This window comes from Acinetobacter sp. ESBL14 (assembly GCF_036668815.1).
GTDB classification, from domain to species: domain Bacteria; phylum Pseudomonadota; class Gammaproteobacteria; order Pseudomonadales; family Moraxellaceae; genus Acinetobacter; species Acinetobacter gyllenbergii.
The window spans coordinates 1-21407 of the sequence record NZ_JAZEVS010000012.1 but is presented as its reverse complement, the minus strand read 5'-3'; the positions used below and the strand labels follow the sequence as shown (position 1 = coordinate 21407).

Here is a 21407-nt window from a genome sequence, read left to right as displayed (position 1 = left end):
TTTCCGTCATAAGGCCTGAATTCGTTTTTGATGTGTTTTGATCATAACTCTGGCTAGTATTATTAATTGCTGAATAATAATTACATCCTAATGATTGTGATACTTCAGCAGCCTTTCTAATTGCATATTGTGTTGCTACCGACTTCTGAGTATAACCATTGACAGATGCTTTCACTTGAAATACATTATCATCAATAATTGTACTTTCGACTCCCCCTGACGCTCCCATTTTTTGATACGGAGTCGTGCATCCTTGTATTCCTAAAACACATAGTCCCACAAATAAAATTCTTTTCATGCAAATACCCAGTAAATATAAAAGTTAATTACTTAAATTAAAAAAAATCCCAAACCCTTGGGGAAGGACATGGGATTACGACATTAATATTCCATTGGAGAAACGTACCGTTAAGCGTGCTTTTTATCACACACTTCAAACTAAAATATATATTGAATCACAAAAAATACAGTTCTGTCTAGTGCTGTAAACTTCGCTATCAATTCTAAATTTTATTCTCTCAACTGAATATAGAACCTCCATTGTTAATTTACAGACCACACACTCTGCTGTAACCCTTTCGGGATATCCTGAATATGATTTAAGTTATGAGTCTGTTGATGCTGCTTTGGCTTAGCTTCATCCAAGCATCATGTAAAACTTAAATGTATAGCTGCTCCACATTGGCTGAATCCATTAATCAGGATGGGGCGTTTTAATTTGGCATAGAGTTCCTCTGTATAATACATCTTTATTAACTTCTACTCTCAGATAAGAAGTGTGTAAATATTACAGTGACTCAGTTTACTCTGCCATTTTAAATAAATTTTGGTGGTAAATTACTCAACTTTACTCCGCTATTTCCCAGTAATTAAAAACAGAACGTACTTATCGCATATTACCAGAACTATCAAGTAATTCACCCCATATCCGCGTCTGAGCAGTACTAGAATTTCATTCCCTTCTTACAGTACGCCAACCAGTTTGCTGTAAGGGAAACCATCTACATCTAAATCGACTGACCATTTTAGCTCTAATCCATCTTACTTAATTGTAATCACAGGCAAGCCATCGCCACAGAATGGTGTTCCTTGCTCTTGATAAAACATTCCAATATTCCATTCCTTATCAATTGGAGAAAAAGTTAACTTATCTTCCTCATTAATAATATCTTTCGAAGATTCTTTAGGTTTAATAACTTCTAACTGATATTTTTTCCCATTACAAAATATATCAGCATTTTTTATACTCTTATTAAAAGTCCACCCATTTTCCTTAATTTTAGTAACAATATTTTTTTGATAAGTTTCATCATCAAGCTTTTCTACTGGAAGTTGCACAACTAAAAAACCTTGTGTTGGAGCAAAAGCAATCCCCTCATCTCTCAAAATATATTTCTGATCGTTGAAAATTTTATCTAATTGCTCTTTGAAAAAACTTAATTGTCCCTTAAATTGATCTGGTGGGACATTACTGTAATCAGTCTGAGCTGTTTCAGTTATACTGACAGTCTGACGTTTTAACTCGGCATCTTTATTGCACGCTGATAAAACAAGACCAAGGCCTATAAATAATATTAAATAATTAAAATTTCGCATAACTATTTCTTATCATCCTCATACTGATTAGTAGATAATGGAACTGAGCCTCCAACTTCTAATATAGGACCTGGAGTACCCACACCTGCATTATAGCTACGTGTATGCCTTAAAGGATTATCTTTTGTAGCCATAGGTTTAGTTGTTGAAATTATACCACCATATGCTCCCATGCCTATTGTAGTAGAACCTCCAGCTAAAAACTGATCAGTAATTGCTGCTTTGCTAACATATGGATTAATTCGTTTATAAACGCTAGCATCAATCCATGAGGCGGTACAGCTTACACCTTTTGACTTAGCTAGACTTTCTGGATTACCAATAGTGGCTATAGGAGCTTTGCCACCGCCGACATACACATTTCCATTATAATTATTTACACTAACATTCCCCGACACACCAACAATGCCCCCACTACATGATAAATAATCAGGTTTAACAATTTGAGCTAATCTTTTCACATCTTGTTTTGCATAATAAAGACTTGTTGGGGGATGGTAATTCTTCTGATCACATTTTTCCTTACCATAATATTGATAACATGAAACTTTTTGATTAACAGCTGGACCACCTATTGATGCTAAAGCATTCCAACCATTTAATCCATAAGGATCAACTTTTTGCATAGTATTTCTTACATAAATTGATGTATTTAAACCACCATTTATACTGATTGGATCTTTACTCATATACCTTGCACTATGTGGCTCGTAATATCGGTAACGGTTATAATGCAGTCCTATTTCACTATCGTAATATTGACCTTGGAATCTAAGATTACTCTGCTCAAATGGATTATCTTTATTTAGCATTTGAATCTCGAGTGCGGTCCCCCACGTATCCTGAGTAATTTCCCATACACATTCACCTGCAGCATTACTCAGTGTTTGCGGTGTTCCCACCTGATCACAATGATAAAAAACAGTTTGTTCTAAAGCCACACGGTTTTTACGTGTATCGCTACTCCAGATCGGATCTTTATAAACAGAATAAGGCTTGTTGAGGTATTCACTATAATCAGGCGTTTCTATCAGTTGAATAAAACCTTGATACCCCGCCTGCATTAACGGTACAAAGCTATCAGGCTCATAAACATAATGTTTGGTATAGCTGTTCTCAGGCTTATTCGAATTTTGGCTGGATTCCCAAATCATCAAATCTCCATCCCAACCAAATAAGGTTAACTCTTGGTTTGATGATTGCTTATATAAACGACGGCCAAAGACATCATACCCATACTGAGTCACTTGCCCATTTAAGTTACTTTCGATCAAACGATTGAGATTGTCCCAAGTCAGTTTTAAGATTTTACCATTTTGCGTGATTTCAGTTACATTACCACGTACATCATATTGATAATGCTTACCTTGATATTGTTTGATTAAATTGTTTTTGGCATGTGTTGTCTGACTGTTCATTGGATCAATAAGATTCCCCGCTGGATCAAACTTAAAACTCTCGTTTTTATGCTGACTCTGGGTTGAAATCAAACGTCCAATCGGATCATAATGATAATTGAGTTGTCCTAAACGACTATCTTCGACTTGGGTGAGCAAATAGTTTTTGTCGTATTGATAATGTCTATGCGCTTGGTAAGAGATCCGACCTAAGGTTTCTTGTTCAGACTCAATCTGCTGAGAAATCAGTAGTCCGACATCATTATAATGCTTGGTTTGTACCAAACCATTTGCCAAGAACCGTACCGTTTCACGATGCAAATCATCACGTTGGAAAGAAACAACATCCTGTTGGTTAAAAGCAATTCCGTAAATATGTCCTGAACCATAGCTCAGATTCGTCTGCTGCTGTCCATCAGGGCGAATGGTTTTAACTAGATTACCCAGTTCATCATATTCATAACGTAGCACCGCTGTTAAATTAAATAAAGTATATTCTTGATGTTCTCTTATAATTTGCCCATTCCTATTATAAAACCAACTTATTTGGCTATTCTCATCTTTTACACAGTTTAATTGTCCTTTTAAATTATAATCAAAAAATTGGGTAGCAGCATGTCCACTATTGATGTTTTGAAATACTTTTGAACATATTTGCCCATCCTCGAAATAGCTCAAAGTAACCTTAATATTGGAATAAATAATTTCTGATAAAAATCCATTTTGATTGTAATTAAAAAACTTTTCTTCTCCGTCAAAAGCTTTCTCAAAAACTAGTTTTCCAAAGTGATTATATTCAAATAAATATTCAGCTTGATTTTGATTAATAATTTTGTGAATACGACCCTGTTTATCCCATTGATAGCCCACACGATGCTGATTGGCATCAATGCGTTGTTCTAACAGGCCGACAGTATTGTACTGATATTGAGTGGTTAAGCCGTTGGTATCGGTGTGATTAAGCAGACGACCTTCTTGATCATGCTCAAACAGCTCTTTTAATCCATCTGGGTATACGATGGCTTGAAGCTGACCTTTATCTTTGCCTTGCATACTATACAGATATTGAACTTTCTGCTCATTCGCCTCTTGTTGGGCACTTAAGTCACCGTTTTCATCATATTCCCATGTACTGCTTTTGCCTGAACAATCGGTATAAGACAGCATTTGCCCTTGATCGTTGTATTGGATTTTCTTGATACCTCCTTTGGCATCAACCACTTTCACCACTTGATTATTGCTGTTGTATTTATATTGAGTGACATGACCTAAAGGATTAATCTCTTTGCTGACATTGCCTTGTGCATCATATTCCCGTTTCCAGATATTGCCTTCTGGATCTTTGGTCTCGGTTAAATTGCCTTGCTCATCATAAGCAAAGCGAATCACACCACCATTCGGCTGTACAATTTTCGCCAGTTGTCCCTGATCATTATATTCTTGCTGCGTTTCTCGACCTTCAAAGTCAATTTGTCGGGTAATACGTTTTTCACCATCACGAGAATACCAAGACTCTCGACCATCAGCTAAACGAGTACGATAGGTAAAACCATCCAAATCAAAATAATAATAGGTTGGGACATCATAAGCATCGTAAACCGCAACTTGGCGTAAACGCGGATGCCATTTCAGTTTGGTATGGAAACTGCCGTCATCCGCCCATTCTTCAATGGCTTTGGCATTTGGCAACGTCGATTCATAACGAATATTTTGTCCACGGCCTGTACGATCAGTATAGCGCGTTAGCTGATGCGCCTGATTATATTCATATTGACGTGCATACCCATTTTGATCGAAAGCTGTAATCAGATTACCTTGTGCATCATAGTGATAACGCGCCCAAGGCTCAACTTGATCATCCACAAATACAGCAATAATCTTAACTTGCTCATTAAAGGCAAATTTTAGTTGATGCTGAGCCTGTTCAAATTGAAAATCAATGGCTTGAAGATAAGCAACACCATCTGCCAAAAGGTAACTTAGGCTAATTTTATCCTTGGTGTTTTCATTGAATTGTTGAATTAAATGATAGGGCTGACCAAGACCAAATTGATGAAAATGAAAACTCCAGTCACCACCAAAATTTAATAGTAAATCCCCATTTTCAATTGGGTGAACCGTCATTCCTTCATATGGAACAGTGTAAGCCTGTTGCAAAATCGTGGATGGTAAGGCATGTTTACGACCTTTCGCATCAATGAAGATATAGCCTTGTTCTTTTGGCAGAATCACATTGGAAAAAGGCATCATCCAACGAGCGCCCATCATCCCCTGATCAAACTCATCCATTTGCGAGTTATATTGACGGCTAAATACAAAACCAACTTTCGGTAAATAGAAATCAGCATGCTGAACCCGCTCTGCACCAATTGAATAACTGATACTCTTACTAGTCTCTGAACCATCACCTTCACAAGGTGGTGCATTCAACGCATCCGCCTGTAAGCTCACAAACTCCAAGGTATCCCCTTTGGTATGGCGCTCATATTCTCCCGTCTGATTAATCGGCACACTGGCATTGCCTTTATTTTCGCTGGCCTGAATCGCAGTTAAAGTTTGTTGTAATAACCAAGCCAAGCTGTATTTCTGCCCTGCATTGGCTTGCTGCTGTAAAGTCTGGCTTAAAGTTGCAATTGCTTGTGTTGCTTTCTGTTGCAGGCGTGTTTGAATATCGGGTTGTAGTTTAGGGGTTAAATCTGCCTGACTCGGTTTACCGATTAAATCAATGAGAGGTGCAGCCCAATTGCTAAATTTGAGTTTGGGGTCTCTTTTCTCTGCTGTTGCAGCTGCCGACGTTGCAGCCATGTTCGCACTTATTGGTGTCGTAGGCACAGACAAGCTCGTAAGAATACTGCTTCCTAAGATCGTTGCCTGTGAGAGTAAGGTCGCTAATTTGGCTTGTGTTTCTTGTAAAAACTTTTCTAAATCACCTGCGACCATCGCATTCAGATGCAGACCCAAGCGTTTAATATCCGCGTCTTTAATCTTTCCATTTTCTGGATATAAACATTGCGACATTAGACCAAACATTGGACGTAATGCCATACGCGCATGTGCTTCATTGTTTGGTTCTGCAAATAACCCAATTAAATTTGCAGCGAGCAATGCACCCTGTTGTACCGCAGCATCCTCTGTCTTAATATCAGTCGCGTATAGAATTAAATCGAGTACACTGCCTGTTAAAGCAAAAATATTGGCTACCGTTGCCGTATTCGCACTGCCTTGTAATTGTTCTAAACTGGTATGCCCACACACCTGTAAATAAAGCTGGATTTGCTTGGCAATCATTTGCAGGTCAGTTACCGTGTGTACGCTGTCCAAATTAAAAATAGCAAGTTCAACCTTCGACGCTTTTTGATCTGTTGCCTGTTGTGTTTTTTCCGTAGCCATCAATCTCAAACCCTTAATTTATTTCAATACATCTATTTTTTAAATTGCTGCACGTGAATTAAAATCTGTCCTAGCCTTTGTTTTGACCATGAAAACGATCAACGATGCCTTGTTGAAGAATCGAATCCATTTGGGTGGCCTCCGCCAATTTTGCAGTTGCTTGATCTTTTACAAAACCCACACCCTGTGCTTTGACCATGTCAACCGACTGGCTCGGATTCATGGCGAGTTGTGCCAGACTTTTCATTTGATCTGGAGAAATATTAAGGTTCAGTTGCTTTGAAACAGCACTTAAAGCGGTATTGCTAACTTGATCCTTGATTTGTCCAACCGTCTGCTCAACCAAACCATTTAAGGTGTTTTTACCTATGTTTTTAAGACTATTTTTATCCATCGAAAGCAAACTGCTGCTTAGCTGTTGCTTCATGTTCTGTCCCAATGCACTGCTTAATGAGGCGGTAACTTTTTCTACCGGCTCTGCCCAAGTATAATCACGTTTAAAGTCACTACTTGCTGCCCATGCACTGGTCTCATCTTTTTCAAAAATAACCTTAGCTGCGCCTGGTGCAATGCCTGTCACTTGAGCAAAACCATTTCCATCCAGTTTGCCAGTCAGTTGCTTACCTAAAGAGTCAATCACTTTATAGCTGTTCTGCTTAAAGAAATTATCTCCCCCATAACTTCTTAATAACTGTAGCGCGCCTTTCAGTGATTTTGCTTGTGGTAACTGGGGTGCATTGCGGCTTGCACTCGCGCCTGAGGCCAGTAAATGCTGCCCTGCTTTTGCTTCAAACTTGCCACTGGTCACAGGGAAAATCCCTGAACCATTCAGCTTAATCTGAGAACCACCCGCAGTAATCACAATCTCTTTCGGGCTACTGATCTCAATGCGATCTTCGGTTGAAATAATCTGGATGCCTTGCTTGGCAAGTAAATCCATGCCATCCGACTGCGCTTGGACTTCAAACTTACCTTTGGCAGCCACCTGTTTAATGCCATTCTGCGCAGCAAACACACTGATTCTATTTTGCGCATGCGTAATCAGATTTTTCTGCGTACTTAGATTGATACTATCGCCTGCAAACTGGTTGATCTGTCCATCCGCAGAGAGATGAATATCTTCATTGCTACTTAAACCAATACCCGCAGGTGAGTTCAGCAATAATAATGATTTTTTAAATTGTGCGATTTTCTCTTGGATCTGCTCCGCAAACTCTTTAAGTTGATCCAGCGATTCTATTTCATCGGTCTGTTGGTTCTTGGCAACTTCACTTAAGGCTTTGGCATTGTTTTGATTGCCCTCAAGCTGCTGTTTAGCAACTTGTGCGTCAAGATGTTCACCTTGGGCTTGATCCTGTTTATGCGTGGAAACGAGAAGACCTTCACCTGCCCGCACTGCACCCCATTGGTCGGTGCGTAGCTCAAAACCTTCGCCTCGGTCTTCACTTTCAGCCTTGTCTTTGGGATGACTGAGTTTACCCAGATTCAGTTGGCTGACAGCATGGCTACTTTGCAACTGGGCGCTGATCTGTCCCGTGGTGTCATCAAAGCGCAGTTGGTTAAAACCTTCACCCTGATACTCTTTGGACTTAATCCCTGCCAGTTTCTTGGTGTCTGGCAGCTTACCTACATGATCAAACTTGGTTGGACTACGCTGGCCTTCATGAATTCTTCCCACCACAAATGGACGGTCAATATTGCCATCAAAGAAGTCAATCACCACAATCTCACCAATCCTCGGTAACAAGCGTGCACCATAGCCTTCACCTGCCCAAGGGGTCAGTACATCAACCCAAGCTGAATCGGTATCGTTGTCATTGGCACCTGCACCACCATCGTGGCTATGGTCGTCATTACGAGTGAATAGGAAACGGACTTTAATCCGCCCCCATTCATCTACATGGATTTCTTCGCCGCTTGGTCCAACAACTTTTGCGCGCATTGGATGAGCTGTCGGTCTTTGGGTTAAGAGATTATTTTCCGGGACAAGCGTAATATGACGTCTTTGCAGGACTAATGCGTTGGCTTGACGTTCATCTTGCTGATCGGTGTACGCTTCATTCTGTTGCCAGTTGCTTTGTTTTAATAAGGCAGTGACTTGATCAGTCAGGTCTTTGGGCAAATTATTTTGATTATAGAAGGACTTGGATGTAATTAAAAATTCCTTATCTCCGCCTGAATGTTCATCTATCTCTGGGTGTTCGTTAAACTCGAACCAGTACCCCACCTGTGCATCACGTACCGTAGATATTGCCGTAAATTTTTTGGCTTGCGAGTCGTAGTAATGACTGAGATTTTCATTGAACTTTTCAATCTGACTATTACCTGACTTGGTTACACCATCTTCTCCATTCAGGTCTTGTATCCATGCAGGTGAAAAATGCCATGCCTGTTCTAAACCAAGACTCGCATTATCCTGATTATCACTATGACTGTGTTTGCTTTGAACTGAGCCAGCGCCTTCTTCTGTTTCCAATGCATCGGCTTGCCAACGTTGGATATGAACGGAAGTCGGTTGGATTGAGCGTAAACCTGTAAATGCGGTGATGCTGTCTTGTTGTTCTATTGCGCTACTCCGATGGAAACGGATAGTACGTCGATCCAATGCCTTGTATTGATCATTACTGTCAATCAGTCGTAGTTTTTGGGCTTGGATTTGTTCACTCGAACTTGATACTTTCAATTGTGCTTCATCAATTAAAGTGCTAATACCTTCCGAAGCTAAAAGCCTTTTTATAAACGCTTCATCAGTTTCATTATGTTGCATGATGAAGGGTCTTACATCGTAATCATTAGTAAGCCCACTGATATCCAATGTCAGACTTGAAGCAAATAAGGAACTGCGTTGCTGCCATTCGGAAAAAATACATTGCACGACATCCACAACAGATTTCGCCATAAAGACGCGGGAATTTCTACGATGCTTCCATAATGCAGTTGGGTCTTCAACGGTGAGACGATATATTGTCAGTGAACCATCACTGGCACCCGCATCGGCTTTGGTTACAATTCCAGAAATACGATTCAACTCAGATTGATCATTAACAATATCTACAGCTAACTGACTACCAATGAACTGCTTCAAAGGAATTTGAGCATTTGTTGAAAGACAGAGCAGTTGTAACTGCATCCCATCATTAATCGCATGTGTTCCATCAATGCGCTGAAGAAAAACTTGATCATTAAGTTTATTATTGCTGAACTGCACATGAATCGCACGTTTCTGTGCAGTCAGTCCAAGTTGCTCTAATGCAGCATAAATATTGTTAAACATAGCTTATTATTGAGTTTAGATTATGACAAATTTTACTCAAAAATGACGCAATTTGTCTATACGGACTTGTCTACTGCAATCTTTTAAGTTGTCTCTTTTTGTTGCAACTTTTTAAGGAGCATTCGACGATATTTTACCTGTCCCTTAGTAAGTTGATATTGCTGATGTAATTGACGACTCGTTAAATTTCTCAATTCAACTTGATGTGTCATTACCCATTGCTCAATATCAACCTCCCTGATCACCCCGATGATTTCTGTAATATTGAGTCTACGTCGTAAGGCTTTACGTGCATTAAAAATCTCATCCTTTGTTGTATTGAGTCGTTTTGCAATTTGCTCAATACTCATTTCAGGACTCAAAATCGTATCTCGATGCTGATAACGCCAACGCCATGTTTCATCCAAGTTTTTTAGATGAATCTCGCTCATTGCAGGAACGTTCAACTCGCTACACGCCAAGTCATGAAATCTTTTTGCAGCATAATCATCTGTTTTTAATATCGTTCTTAATTCTTTGAAACTTCGGCATTGAGCAATTTCAACTTTCTGCATTTGATAGATTTTTTCTATTGCATAGTAGCGTTCAAAAATTCTTTTATGCTTCTGAATAATACCAAGTTGATTAACAAGATAGTTTGAATAATATTTTACAACACCCTTAGATAGTCCATATTTTTCTTGCAGCATCGGATAACTATAATTCAGTATTTCATCCTGATGTTGAATGATCCAAACTCGGTCACGTCGCACAACTTTTTTTTGCAGCTCTAATAGTCGTCTCATACGTGAAATCAAGGTACTCGATAGACCAAGTTCTTGTATTGCTTGCCGATATGTGGCTATTTTTAAATATTCAACCAAATCCATAGTAAGAATAAGTGATTTTGATCCTTTTCGTTGTGCACCATATGGCCAGCCAAAATTTAAGATTAACCCAAATTGTGTTTTTCTTTCTTCATAAACATCCCAGTCTTCACCCCGCCAATCCTTAATTGTCTTTATTGGATAAAGTATATATTTTCTTGCCATAGCAACTGAAATTTTGGTCCTGATAAATTCCATTTCTTTTATCAAGTTCCACTTAAAATTTAAAGGCTTTCTTTAATTTTTATACGTAATTTCTTAACAAATTGAGTGATCGTTCTACAAGGATAACTGCTTTTCCCTAATATCCAATAAAAGCTAAGCCTATCCACCAACCAATATCAAATTAATGTAATAACAATTCAGCAGGAATTACTAAATCACTATAAATTTCAATTACAAATAAATATAACGACAACGTGAGTCGCACAATCCTTGAACAATCATATATTTCCCTAGATATTAAGAATACTTTCTGATCAGGATTCTTTATGAAATTTTGGGATATTTTTTTAAAAATTATTGAAATTATCACCCCCTCATTTGTACGTAGTCTTTGCAAGAATCGCTTTGACCGGCTCAAAGTCTTTTTTGAGGAACGAAAAAAAATTCTTGACTCGGGCGAAGATCAGGCAACTCAGACCATTCTTTTAAATGCTGCTGCCTCAGCATTAACTGGCGCAAAAAATGCCAAAATTGAAGAATTAAACTTTTTCTTAAAAAACTTTGACCCGAGTAGCTTTGAGGATGACTATTGGGCTTTTTCCAGAAATCGAATGACATATCGAGTTATACGTGATGAATCATCCAAAATTACTGCAATTCAGTCTATAAAAACTGAAAGGTATAAAATGTATGGTCTGAATGTGTTCTTGATTTTTGCTATGGTATTTCTACCACTAGCTCTCTATTACAAAAGCATTGAATTAAGACAAATATATCATACTCTTACAGGCATACCTATTGACGTATTCACCTTAATTTATTGGGGCATTTGCTTTATTTGTGCTCTAACAATCATAAAAATTTTGTATGACTGGACGTGTTGGCAAGATCTGAATAATTTAATCAAAAAAAAATTTCCCTAATGGCTTGATGACCTAAACATAAAATTTAGGTCATTTATTTAATTCACAGCTCTCACACTCTGCTTTAACCCTTGCTGAATATCCTGAATATGGCCTAGGTCATGGTTTTTTTGCTGCTGCTCTGGTTTGGATTCATCAGAGTAGAACTCTTCAAGGATATCCAAGTCCTCTTCACCACCCACCTCAAAGCTAGCATTAGCATAACCCTGTCGTGCAACATGATCTAAAGCCTCCTGATAAAATCCTGCTACCTTGCTTTGTTCATCAATTTGCTTAGCTGAAGTAATTGCATCCTGCAAATTGACGCCATCACGTAAAGTTAAATCCACGTAATAAATTGGCGTGCGGTAACTCTGAGTGGTGCTCTTGCCTCTTAACGTCAATTGCAATGGCAAACATGAAAGTAAATCACCCGATGCAGCATGATGATAACGAAGTCGTGCTGCCAAAGTTCGGATACTGTTAAAGCCTGTGGTTCTAAAAATGAATGCACCCAACTCATCTGATTCATCTAAATTGACATACAGCCGTCCATAAGGTTTACAGAGTCCGCCTTGAGCCAAAGGACATAAATCAGGTGACGGACATGGATATTGTTCAATGCCATTCTGTACTAACTACACAAAACGTATGTTCAGCTTCTTTCAATTTTTGATTTTTAGTCTCTAAACGTACTGTTGCTGGATCAATGCCCTGTTTGATCAATTTCTTATATTCATCACGAATATTTCGTGCTTCTTCTAAAGTGACTTCTGGATACGTTCCTAAAGACAAATCATTGCGTTTGCGAATATATGGCCGAGTATAATTAAAAATCCAGTATTTGCTACCACTTGAATCAATACGCAAGTAAAGATTACCCCATCAGGAAGCTTATACATTTTGTCAGGACTTGCTTTTGCTTTTTTAACTTGTAAAGCACTGAGCTTATTTATTCCACGAGTTACCATAGTTCAGACATAAAAAATGCAGTAAGAAATTATCTTACTGCATTTTTTACTAATTTATGACACCCGATTGGCATAGTGCGTCACGGCTTGTCATATTATACATTCCCAACTTTAACCCTATAAATCAAAATCTTATATAGTGTTAAACAGTGTCAGAAATTTAAATTTGGCGGAAGCGGTGTCCGTATAACAAGTATCTCATACCGTCCAACCTAATCTTATAAAAAGATAATTTTCAATAGCTTAAAATAATACCAGTCTAACCACGTCTTGTCTAACCCAACCGTTTCTAGTATTTTAAAAGGGGTAGGTTGTGGGGTAAATGATATCATGCCAAAGAAGGCTAAAGAGCTATCTGCTCTCAGTGTAGCAAAAATCAAAGAGACTGGTCGACATACTGTAGGCGGTGTCGACGGCCTTTGTTTAAATATCGAAGGCAATTCACGTGTCTGGATTTTGCGTGCAGTGGTGGGAAAACGTCTTGATAAAGATGGAAAGTTAAAACCTCATCGCCGTGATATTGGTCTTGGTCCCTACCCAGAGGTTTCATTAGCTGAAGCCCGTGCAAAAGCGACAGAATTAAGGTTACAAATACGAAGTGGCATTGATCCAATTGCTCATAAGCAGGAACAACTCGAAAAGCTCCGCATCCAGCAGTTAAGGAATAAAACTTTCCGTGAATGTGCCAAAGTTGTGATTGCCAATAAAACTCGCGAGCTAAAAAATGAAAAACATATTGGGCAATGGTCATCAACATTGGAAACCTACATTTACCCAACGCTGGGTGATCTCACTATTAGCAGCATTACCAAAGTTGATATTGCTGAAGTACTTAAGCCGATCTGGATTGAGAAAAACGAAACCGCTAAACGTATCCGTGGTCGTATAGAAACCATTTTTGATTATGCCAAGGCTATAGGATATTTTGAAGGGGACAACCCTGCTGAATGGAAAGGTAATCTTGAACCTATTTTAGGCAACTTAAAACAAGAATCACGCCCCCATCCTTCTCTCCCTTATGAACAAGTAGCTGAGTTTGTCCAGCACCTTCGCCAGAAAGATGGCATTTCACCAAAGGCTTTAGAATTTGCAATTTTGACAGCCTGTCGTTCAGGTGAAATCTTTGGTGCAATATGGCAAGAAATTGATTTTGAATCTAAAGTCTGGATCATCCCTAAAGAGCGCATGAAAGCTGAAAAAGAGCATCGTGTACCATTATCGACACCAGCAATTGAATTATTAAAATCAATTCACTTGGATACACAATCACAAGGCTATATTTTCCCTGCACCTCGTGGTGGTGGCATGCTTTCTGATATGTCCTTAACTGCTTTGATAAAGCGTATGCATGAACAAAAACTTAAAGAAAATGGCTTAGGCTATCTTGACCCTAAACAAAATCGAGTAATCACAACACATGGCTTTCGGTCAACATTCCGTGACTGGTCAGCAGATAAAACAGAATATCCTCGTGAAGTCTGTGAGCATGTACTTGCGCATAAATTACCAGATGAAGTAGAAGCTGCTTACCTACGTGGAGCTTATCTAGAAAAACGTAAAGGTCTAATGGCTGATTGGGCTAAATTCTGTAGTACGCTCTATAACTAGATAACATATTACGAATGCTTCTGCCTTAGACGGCAGAAGCATTCGTAATTATTCACCGTTAAATTAATTTAAATAAGCTTGCGAGAGTCATTCTGCATCCTCTCTATATTTAGTCGCTATTAACATTTCTTTGCACGTTTCTCATCCCATGTTTCTAAAATAAAAAGTGCGAGCGTATGAGCTGAATGAATTGCTAATCGAGCATGTCTAGGTTTGATATTATACAACTTTCTACCTTGTCCATGAGCAGAACTAGCATGAGTTCTAAATGCCCCAATCCCATCTACTATAGACAAAATACCTGATAAAATTCTTTTTAGATCATCATCCTGTACAAGATTTGGATCAAAACCTAAATCAGCTCTTACAATTTTCCATACATTTTGAAGGTCTTGTTTACTTGGTTCTGGTAAATTCTCATCTGTAATATATACTTTAAAAATCGATTCAAGAATATTACAAGCAGCTGAAACAGCCTCTCTTGGCTCAGAATTAACATTATCTAATGCTCTCGTAAATTCTGCTTCAATTGCAGGAATATCTCTACCTTTAATTAACTCAGCTAATGATTTACTTGAAATAGACCTTCCATCAGAGATAATTCCACCAGTAATATACGTCAGATTATATTGTCGTAATACTAACTCTAGTTTGTCTTTGAACTCTTTCTTTGGATTATGACTTGTAAAACCTGGAAATATACTTTCTTCCGGCTCAGTAATTTCCATATAACTCTCAATTAATTTACCAAGTACCCGTAACGGCTCGGGCGATTCTGTATTTATTCTACGTAACCAAGCTTGTGTTTTTTTTATTTTAGATCCTTCTGGTGGTTCTCCTGGAGCATTTGCATATAAAAATAAATTATCCAAAGTGTCATGTGTCTCTTTATTTGGCAGATTATCTGCCAATACAGCTATTACCGGTGCAGGTATCTTTTTTCTCATACTTATTTCATCTGAACTCATATTTACTTTTCCGACTCTAATTAGTTTGACAATCTATTACAATAAAAATTAAGAACCTTATTCACATTAGTCTTGCTAATACCGCACCTGCAATAGCAGCAACAACGGCAATAATAAACATCGCAACGGAGCTTTTTTTGTTGGCTTCTTCGTCATACTTCCGTCTATCGCTTATTTGTTGTTTGAGTTCCTGATTAAGCTCAACTAAGCTCTTATTTTCATTCATTAATGTCTGTATATCATTTCGTTCAGACAGTTGCTTTAAATTGGCAGACAATGCAATCACATCATCACTTTTTGCTTTGAGATCATTTTGCAGCTTTAATATTTGAGTCTTTTGTTGCTGTAAAGTATGATTTCTAGCAAACAGTTCATCAAACTGCTCTTTTAAGTGTATTCCTGCTGCTGTTGGAGTAATTGCAGAATGATCTGCCAAGCAGTCTAAAAGCGTTACATCCGAATTATGACCCAAGCCTAAAATTCGATACCCCTTCAAATTAGAAAAAGCATTTAATACCTTTTCATCATTAAAAATATCAAATGCATCATTACGTCCCCCACCTCGAATAATCACAACGATATCATGATCTGCGCAGGAGCTTATTTCTTGTGATAGGGCATCAACATTACTCAAGCTAACAGGCTTCTCATCAAAGTTGAATTCATCACAATATTCTTTGAGATAATCATAGAAGTCTTTTTGTATATCAACTTTGCTCGCTGATGAGTAAATCACAGCAATTGAAAGATCAAACTGATTGGGAAAAGTATGGCTTTTCGGTCTATGCTTTTTTAAAACATCTAATATTGACAGCTTCGACTGGAATACTTGTATTGCATTATCTTCTTCAATCGCCCGTATAGTGTATCCCTTTAATCTTTTAGAGCATTGCTCTCTAAAAAAATTAAATGTTGGCACTCCATGTATTTCAACATAACTTCCGTTTTTGAAACTGGATAGCAGGTGTTTTGAAATTTCAACTTCAATCGTTCCAGTGATATCTTGGATAAACAGATCATAGACTGATGGCCATTTTGAGTTTTCAACTGCTTGCTCAACATTTTTTAATATGCCACGCACACAAAAAAGTTGTTGTCCTTGTTTCTGCTGATCAATATATGCTTTTAATGCATCACTTAAAAAGTTATGTAAGTCACTAATAGTAAAAGTAGGTAAAAATTTCTGGTTCATAATGCATCTTAAAATTTATGTACAACTAGCTAAAGCTTTAGCTCGGAATAAGGACTATTTACCATTCCAATACCAATAGACCTCACCCCAATCCGTTTCTGAAAGTATTGGCAATATGGCGCCTTGCGTAAAATAAAGTCGGGTATCAGGTTTAGCTGGAGTAATCCAATATCCTGTTTTGATACAAACTTCCCCACCTTTTACTTTAACAATATGATCCTGTGTTTCAGGTTGTTCGAGTTCTTCTGTAATCTCAAACTCATCCTCAAGATCAAATCTCTTTAACCAAAGCTTAGTATTATTACAGTTGGCATTTTCGATTCGACCTAAATTAGGTTGTAGACTATCTGGTTCTGGGTTTCTAATATATTTCAATACTTTGTTAATGAATACATAACTTTCTGGTAAACCTTGTTCTTGAGAACCGAGTTGTGGCACCTCTCCCGCTTGTATTAAAACACAGTCTCCTAAATCCATGACATTTATATCACTGCGTTGAAGTTTTTGAAGAATTTTATGATAATCCCCAATTCTCTCAAAGAATTGTTTAGGAAAAATATTAATCCAGTTTACTGATTTGATATATCCAATATCTTCAATCTGGCCGTCAGTAATATATTGATATGGATAAAACTCTTGGTTTGGGGGGCTACCTTTAGTACTTAGAACAATATAATCATCTTGATAAGAGTACCAATTACTATCTATATCCAATCCGCTAAACTGCCTAGCAATCTGATATTCTTGGGCCATATATCTGAATCTATCATCAGGTAAAGCTAAACTTAATCCTGCATATCCTCCACGAATAGGAAGTTGATGACATGCATAATTTAATAAGTCTTGGTATTGTTGGAATTTCCCCATATCTGCTAATAGATCAATAGAAAATACCATCTTCATAGCTGATAGCACTCCGCTATCGTGTCCTTTAGGATATATTTGCCCATACGAATCTTTATATTCTTCTGTTATCTCACCACAAGTTAGTACTGAGAATCTATACTCTGGAGCATCAAAACCTGTTTTAGCACTCGCTAATTCAATATCAACATACCGTTCATTTGCAGGGTGGTTCAAAAGATAATTTTTTATCTTGTTAATACCCAATTTATTTTTCTTTGCATATCTTTGCTCGCCAGCTCTTCCCCCAATAATATAATCACCATAAACATTTAGATATTGCTCTAAAATATTTAGTAAACCTTCCCGAACATACGGTCTAGCCCCATGTTTAAAAAATAGTGTTATAGATAGGCAGGGACGAACGACACAATGATCTTGATCAAAATCATATAACGCTAATTCATTTCTTTTAACTTCTTGATAAGTTTCTAATCTATTTAAATTCTTCATTTATTTTAAGACCTATTAAATCATCAACTTAGCGTCATCACTAGCACTTGAAACGGAAAAGATCCCTACTAAAGCAGTAAAAGCAGCAACTACACCTGCTGGGATACTGACACATGCCATAACTGCTGCGACAGCAACAATTAAGACTACTACACCCACTGTTTTTGCAGCATCAATAGCAACTTGATACCAATTAATCTGTTTAATTACATCTATTGTCATATCTGTATAGCGTTCAACTTCAGCCAAAGCGGTTTGGATTTGTGCTTTAGTCCATGTCACTAATTGCTGGCCTTTTTCTGTAATATAAGTCCATGACTCACTTCCTTTTTTTTTCACCCAGTGACCAGCTTCAAATAACCAAGGGGCATTTTTTTCCAAATATTCTCGAATGTTATTAGATAGATCATTAGCTGTTTGACTAAGTGAATGTATGGCATCTTGAACCGGATCAACGACCCATCTTTCGTAAAAAAGCTTTTCCTTTATTGGCTTTACAGTACGAACTGGTACTGGAACATTCTTTTTCTCATATGCACGTTTCTTTTTTCCAATATCATCATCACAATCACTAACATCAATAACAGTAAACTGATTTTTACTACCAGCGATTAACTCATAATCTCTGGCTTGACCTGGGTTAAGTACATCACCTGGAAATTTAACCTCTACAACACGCAATAAATTATCAATATGATCATACTGTAAGTGATCTTTTGCCTTACGTCCACACCATAAAATCGCAGGGTTTTTCACAATAATAATATCTGGACGACGGCTACCCTTACGGAATGGGTTTAGAGATCTTCGACGGTCAATAGTTCCAGTATAAGCTGTTAAAAAGGGAATAGGCACAAAACTACGAACGCCTGGCGGCCCCATATCAAAAACAACTTCTGGTCGATACTTCCAATAGAATAATGCAACTGTTTCATCTAAACCGATAGCAGCACTTAATTTTAATTGAGTAAAAGCGACTATTGCACTTTTACCTCCTTTTTTAACCACTTTCTGAATAATTGTATTTTTCAATGCGTATTCAATTTTTTCAGTTAGATAACCTTTAGTTTCTGGCGGTAGTTGTGCATAAGTCACATTTTCATGTATTGTTGTACAGCCATCTTTTCGCAATACTTGACCCATTTTCTCTCCTAAATTTAAAAACACTCTAATTTATTCTTTTAATCTTGATAATCCGCATAAATAAGGTCTTGATTATCATCACCCGCAAAATGCCATGCTTCAATAGAATAATCATTCTCAGCTTCAGTCGATATACTTGTATCTTCTGTTTGCTTTGTAAATACACTCTTCGTTAAACCATTCCCATCTGTAAATCCCAAAATTTTCCGTCCACTTTTTAAAGTTATTTCATATGGAAAATATGGACGAGGCTGCTTACTTTTCTCATCTATAAGCTGATACTGTATTTGATATATATCTTTTAGCATTGGGAGTTTTAAGCTTACATTTTCTCCCCCCATAAACAAATGCTGCCCTGCCTTCACCTCAAACTTGCCACCCGTGGTCGGAAAAATCCCTGAGCCATTCAGCTTAAGTTGCGAACTCTGTGCGGTAAATACAATTTCTTTAGGACTGGTAATTTCAATACGGTCTTCGGTTGAAATAATTTGAATCCCTTGTTTGGCGAGCAAGTCAAGTCCATCCGATTGGGCGTGCACTTCAAATTTACCTTTCGCAGCCACCTGCTTGATCCCATCCTGCGCAGCAAACAGGCTAATCCTGTTCTGGACATGGGCAACCAGATTTTTTTGTGTGCTTAGGTTAATGCTATCACCCGCAATCTGATTGATCTGTCCATCCGCAGAAAGATGAATATCTTCACTAGTACTCAGACCAATTCCCTCAGGTGAATTTAACAGCAATAAAGCTTTTTCAAATTTTGCAATCTTCTCCTGAATCTGATCAGCAAACTCTTTTAACTGTTCTAATGATTCAATTTCATCCGTTTGCTGGTTCTTGGCAACTTCACTGAGAGCCTTGGCATTACTTTGATTACCCTGAAGCTGCTGTTTAGCAACTTGTGCATCGAGATGTTCACCTTGTGCTTGATCTTGTTTATGCGTGGAAAGTAATAAACCATCGCCTGCACGTACTGCCCCCCACTGATCAGTACGCAGCTCAAAGCCTTCACCACGGTCTTCACTTTCAGCCTTGTCTTTTGGATGGCTCAGTTTACCGAGATTCAGTTGGCTAGCGGCATGACTACTTTGTAGTTGTGCGCTGATTTGACCTGTGGTGTCATCAAAACGGAGCTGGTTAAAACCTTCACCTTGGTATTCTTTGGACTTGATCCCTGCCAGTTTTTTAGTGTCAGGCAACTTACCTGCATTATCAAACTTGGTTGGACTACGTTGTGCTTCATGAATCCGTCCGACCACATAGGGACGGTCAATATTGCCATCAAAGAAGTTAATCACCACGATCTCACCAATTCTTGGCAAGAAACGTGCGCCGTAGCCTTCGCCCGCCCATGGGGTCAACACATCGATCCATGCTGAATCTGTGTCGTTGTCATTGGCACCTGCGCCACCATCATGACTATGATTATCTGCTCGAGTAAATAGGAATCTGACTTTAATGCGGCCCCATTCATCGACATGGATTTCTTCACCACTTGGCCCCACCACTTTGGCACGCATTGGGTGTACTTTCGGTTTGTGGGTTAATGGGTTGTATTCTGGAATAGTGCTAATGTTACGTCGTTGTAGAGTCAGTTGGTTAGCTTGGCGTTCTTCTGAATGTGCTACATTAAATTGATTCGGTTGCCAATTGCTTTGTGCTAACAGTTGATTGATCTGTTGGTTTAAATCTTTAGGGAGATTATTTTGGTTATAAAAGGTCTTTTCTGTAATCAGAAATTCTTTCTCTGCCCCTGAATGTTGGTCAATCTCAGGATGCTCATTGAGTTGAAACCAGTAACCGACATGGGCATCTCGGACTGTCGATTGAGCTTTAAATTGTTTAGCTTGGGATGCGTGGTAGTTGTTGAGGTTTTTATTGAATCTTTCGAGCTGGCGATTGCCCGATGCTGTTGCACCATCTTCGCCGTTAAGGTCTTGCATCCATGCTGGTGAAAAATGCCAAGCATCTTCTAAGCCTAAACTTGCCGTGGCCTGATTATCACTGTGTTGATGGGTGCTGAGAACTGAACCTGCACCTTCATCTATATCCAATACATCAGCTTGCCAACGGTTGATATAGACAGAGGTCGGTTGTAGTGAGCGTACTCCAATAAAGGCTATGATGCTGTCCTGTCGTTCCGTTGCACTGCTACGATGGTAACGAATCTGCCGACGATCTAAGGCTTGATATTGGCTATTGTCATCAATCAAACGAAGTTTTTGGGCTTGGATCGGCGCATTGACATGTGCAACAACATGTTCAGATTCATCAATTAACATGCTAATGCCTTCCGATGCTAAAAGGCGTTTGATAAAGTCGATATCCAGTTCATTGTGTTGCATGATAAATGGACGGATATCGTAGTCTTGTGTTAAACCACTTAAATCAAGGATCAGACTAGATGCAAATAAAGAACTACGTTGCTGCCATTCTTTGAATAAAATCTCTGTGATATCACGAACGCTTTTATTCATGAATACCCGAGAGTTTCGACGATATTTGAGTAGAGCTGTTGGATCTTCTACGGTGAGTTTGTATAGGGTGAGGCTTCCATCCGATTGTCCAATATCTGCACC

General features: G+C 38.4%; 12 protein-coding genes and 2 pseudogenes. 2 read left to right on the top strand and 12 right to left on the bottom strand.

The genetic code is table 11. The features are described 5' to 3' along the window. From V6E90_RS21190 to V6E90_RS21165, 5 genes are all read right to left on the bottom strand, one after another. Nucleotides 1–298: CC0125/CC1285 family lipoprotein (locus V6E90_RS21190; RefSeq protein ID WP_442881273.1), on the bottom strand; the 298-nt coding region annotated here is incomplete at its 3' end. Between the two features lie 743 nt (nt 299–1041). Then, a complete protein-coding gene (locus tag V6E90_RS21180; RefSeq protein ID WP_332606375.1) occupies nt 1042–1596 on the bottom strand; it encodes a hypothetical protein in 555 nt (184 codons plus the stop codon). A 2-nt stretch (nt 1597–1598) separates the two neighbouring features. Beyond that, the gene (locus V6E90_RS21175; protein ID WP_332606374.1) at nt 1599–6383 is read right to left on the bottom strand and encodes an RHS repeat-associated core domain-containing protein; all 4785 of its coding nucleotides are present in this window, start codon (nt 6381–6383) and stop codon (nt 1599–1601) included. A 70-nt stretch (nt 6384–6453) separates the two neighbouring features. Then, the gene (locus tag V6E90_RS21170) at nt 6454–9657 is read right to left on the bottom strand and encodes a type VI secretion system Vgr family protein (RefSeq protein WP_332606373.1); all 3204 of its coding nucleotides are present in this window, start codon (nt 9655–9657) and stop codon (nt 6454–6456) included. An 83-nt stretch (nt 9658–9740) separates the two neighbouring features. Then, a complete protein-coding gene (locus tag V6E90_RS21165) occupies nt 9741–10721 on the bottom strand; it encodes a hypothetical protein (RefSeq protein WP_332606372.1) in 981 nt (326 codons plus the stop codon). Between the two features lie 293 nt (nt 10722–11014). On the opposite strand from V6E90_RS21165, the gene V6E90_RS21160 reads away from it, so the two are divergent. Beyond that, nucleotides 11015–11611 carry a hypothetical protein gene (locus V6E90_RS21160; protein ID WP_332606371.1) on the top strand — a complete coding sequence of 199 codons (597 nt, stop codon included), beginning with the start codon at nt 11015–11017 and terminating at the stop codon, nt 11609–11611. A gap of 38 nt (nt 11612–11649) precedes the next feature. On the opposite strand, the pseudogene V6E90_RS21155 reads toward V6E90_RS21160, so the two are convergent. Both V6E90_RS21155 and V6E90_RS21150 read right to left on the bottom strand, forming a co-directional pair. Beyond that, nucleotides 11650–12228 (bottom strand): annotated as a pseudogene (locus tag V6E90_RS21155) (recombination directionality factor); the annotation flags it as partial. Beyond that, nucleotides 12215–12561 (bottom strand): annotated as a pseudogene (locus V6E90_RS21150) (Arm DNA-binding domain-containing protein); the annotation flags it as partial. The pseudogenes V6E90_RS21155 and V6E90_RS21150, both read right to left, overlap by 14 nt. Before the next feature lie 330 nt (nt 12562–12891). On the opposite strand from V6E90_RS21150, the gene V6E90_RS21145 reads away from it, so the two are divergent. After that, on the top strand, nt 12892–14169 hold the full coding sequence (locus V6E90_RS21145) for a tyrosine-type recombinase/integrase (protein ID WP_332606369.1): 1278 nt from the start codon (nt 12892–12894) through the stop codon (nt 14167–14169). A 119-nt stretch (nt 14170–14288) separates the two neighbouring features. Here V6E90_RS21145 and V6E90_RS21140 read toward each other — a convergent pair whose 3' ends face one another. From V6E90_RS21140 to V6E90_RS21120, 5 genes are all read right to left on the bottom strand, one after another. Next, the gene (locus V6E90_RS21140) at nt 14289–15137 is read right to left on the bottom strand and encodes an abortive infection family protein (RefSeq protein WP_332606368.1); all 849 of its coding nucleotides are present in this window, start codon (nt 15135–15137) and stop codon (nt 14289–14291) included. A gap of 61 nt (nt 15138–15198) precedes the next feature. Continuing rightward, nucleotides 15199–16329 (bottom strand): exodeoxyribonuclease VII large subunit, encoded by a 1131-nt coding sequence (locus tag V6E90_RS21135; RefSeq protein ID WP_332606367.1) that lies wholly within the window; start codon nt 16327–16329, stop codon nt 15199–15201. A gap of 54 nt (nt 16330–16383) precedes the next feature. Further along, nucleotides 16384–17685 (bottom strand): type VI immunity family protein, encoded by a 1302-nt coding sequence (locus V6E90_RS21130; RefSeq protein ID WP_332606366.1) that lies wholly within the window; start codon nt 17683–17685, stop codon nt 16384–16386. Between the two features lie 15 nt (nt 17686–17700). After that, nucleotides 17701–18828 carry a VRR-NUC domain-containing protein gene (locus V6E90_RS21125; protein ID WP_332606365.1) on the bottom strand — a complete coding sequence of 376 codons (1128 nt, stop codon included), beginning with the start codon at nt 18826–18828 and terminating at the stop codon, nt 17701–17703. 38 nt (nt 18829–18866) lie between these two features. Continuing rightward, a partial coding sequence (locus V6E90_RS21120) for a type VI secretion system Vgr family protein (protein WP_332606364.1) occupies nt 18867–21407 on the bottom strand: 2541 nt, incomplete at its 5' end.

Coding starts and splice junctions, on each gene's coding strand:
- V6E90_RS21170 (WP_332606373.1), bottom strand. CDS start 9,657: ATGTTTAACAATATTTATGCTGCATTAGAGCAACTTGGACTGACTGCA.
- V6E90_RS21160 (WP_332606371.1), top strand. CDS start 11,015: ATGAAATTTTGGGATATTTTTTTAAAAATTATTGAAATTATCACCCCC.
- V6E90_RS21130 (WP_332606366.1), bottom strand. CDS start 17,685: ATGAAGAATTTAAATAGATTAGAAACTTATCAAGAAGTTAAAAGAAAT.
- V6E90_RS21135 (WP_332606367.1), bottom strand. CDS start 16,329: ATGAACCAGAAATTTTTACCTACTTTTACTATTAGTGACTTACATAAC.
- V6E90_RS21180 (WP_332606375.1), bottom strand. CDS start 1,596: ATGCGAAATTTTAATTATTTAATATTATTTATAGGCCTTGGTCTTGTT.
- V6E90_RS21145 (WP_332606369.1), top strand. CDS start 12,892: ATGCCAAAGAAGGCTAAAGAGCTATCTGCTCTCAGTGTAGCAAAAATC.
- V6E90_RS21175 (WP_332606374.1), bottom strand. CDS start 6,383: ATGGCTACGGAAAAAACACAACAGGCAACAGATCAAAAAGCGTCGAAG.
- V6E90_RS21140 (WP_332606368.1), bottom strand. CDS start 15,137: ATGAGTTCAGATGAAATAAGTATGAGAAAAAAGATACCTGCACCGGTA.
- V6E90_RS21125 (WP_332606365.1), bottom strand. CDS start 18,828: ATGGGTCAAGTATTGCGAAAAGATGGCTGTACAACAATACATGAAAAT.
- V6E90_RS21165 (WP_332606372.1), bottom strand. CDS start 10,721: ATGGAATTTATCAGGACCAAAATTTCAGTTGCTATGGCAAGAAAATAT.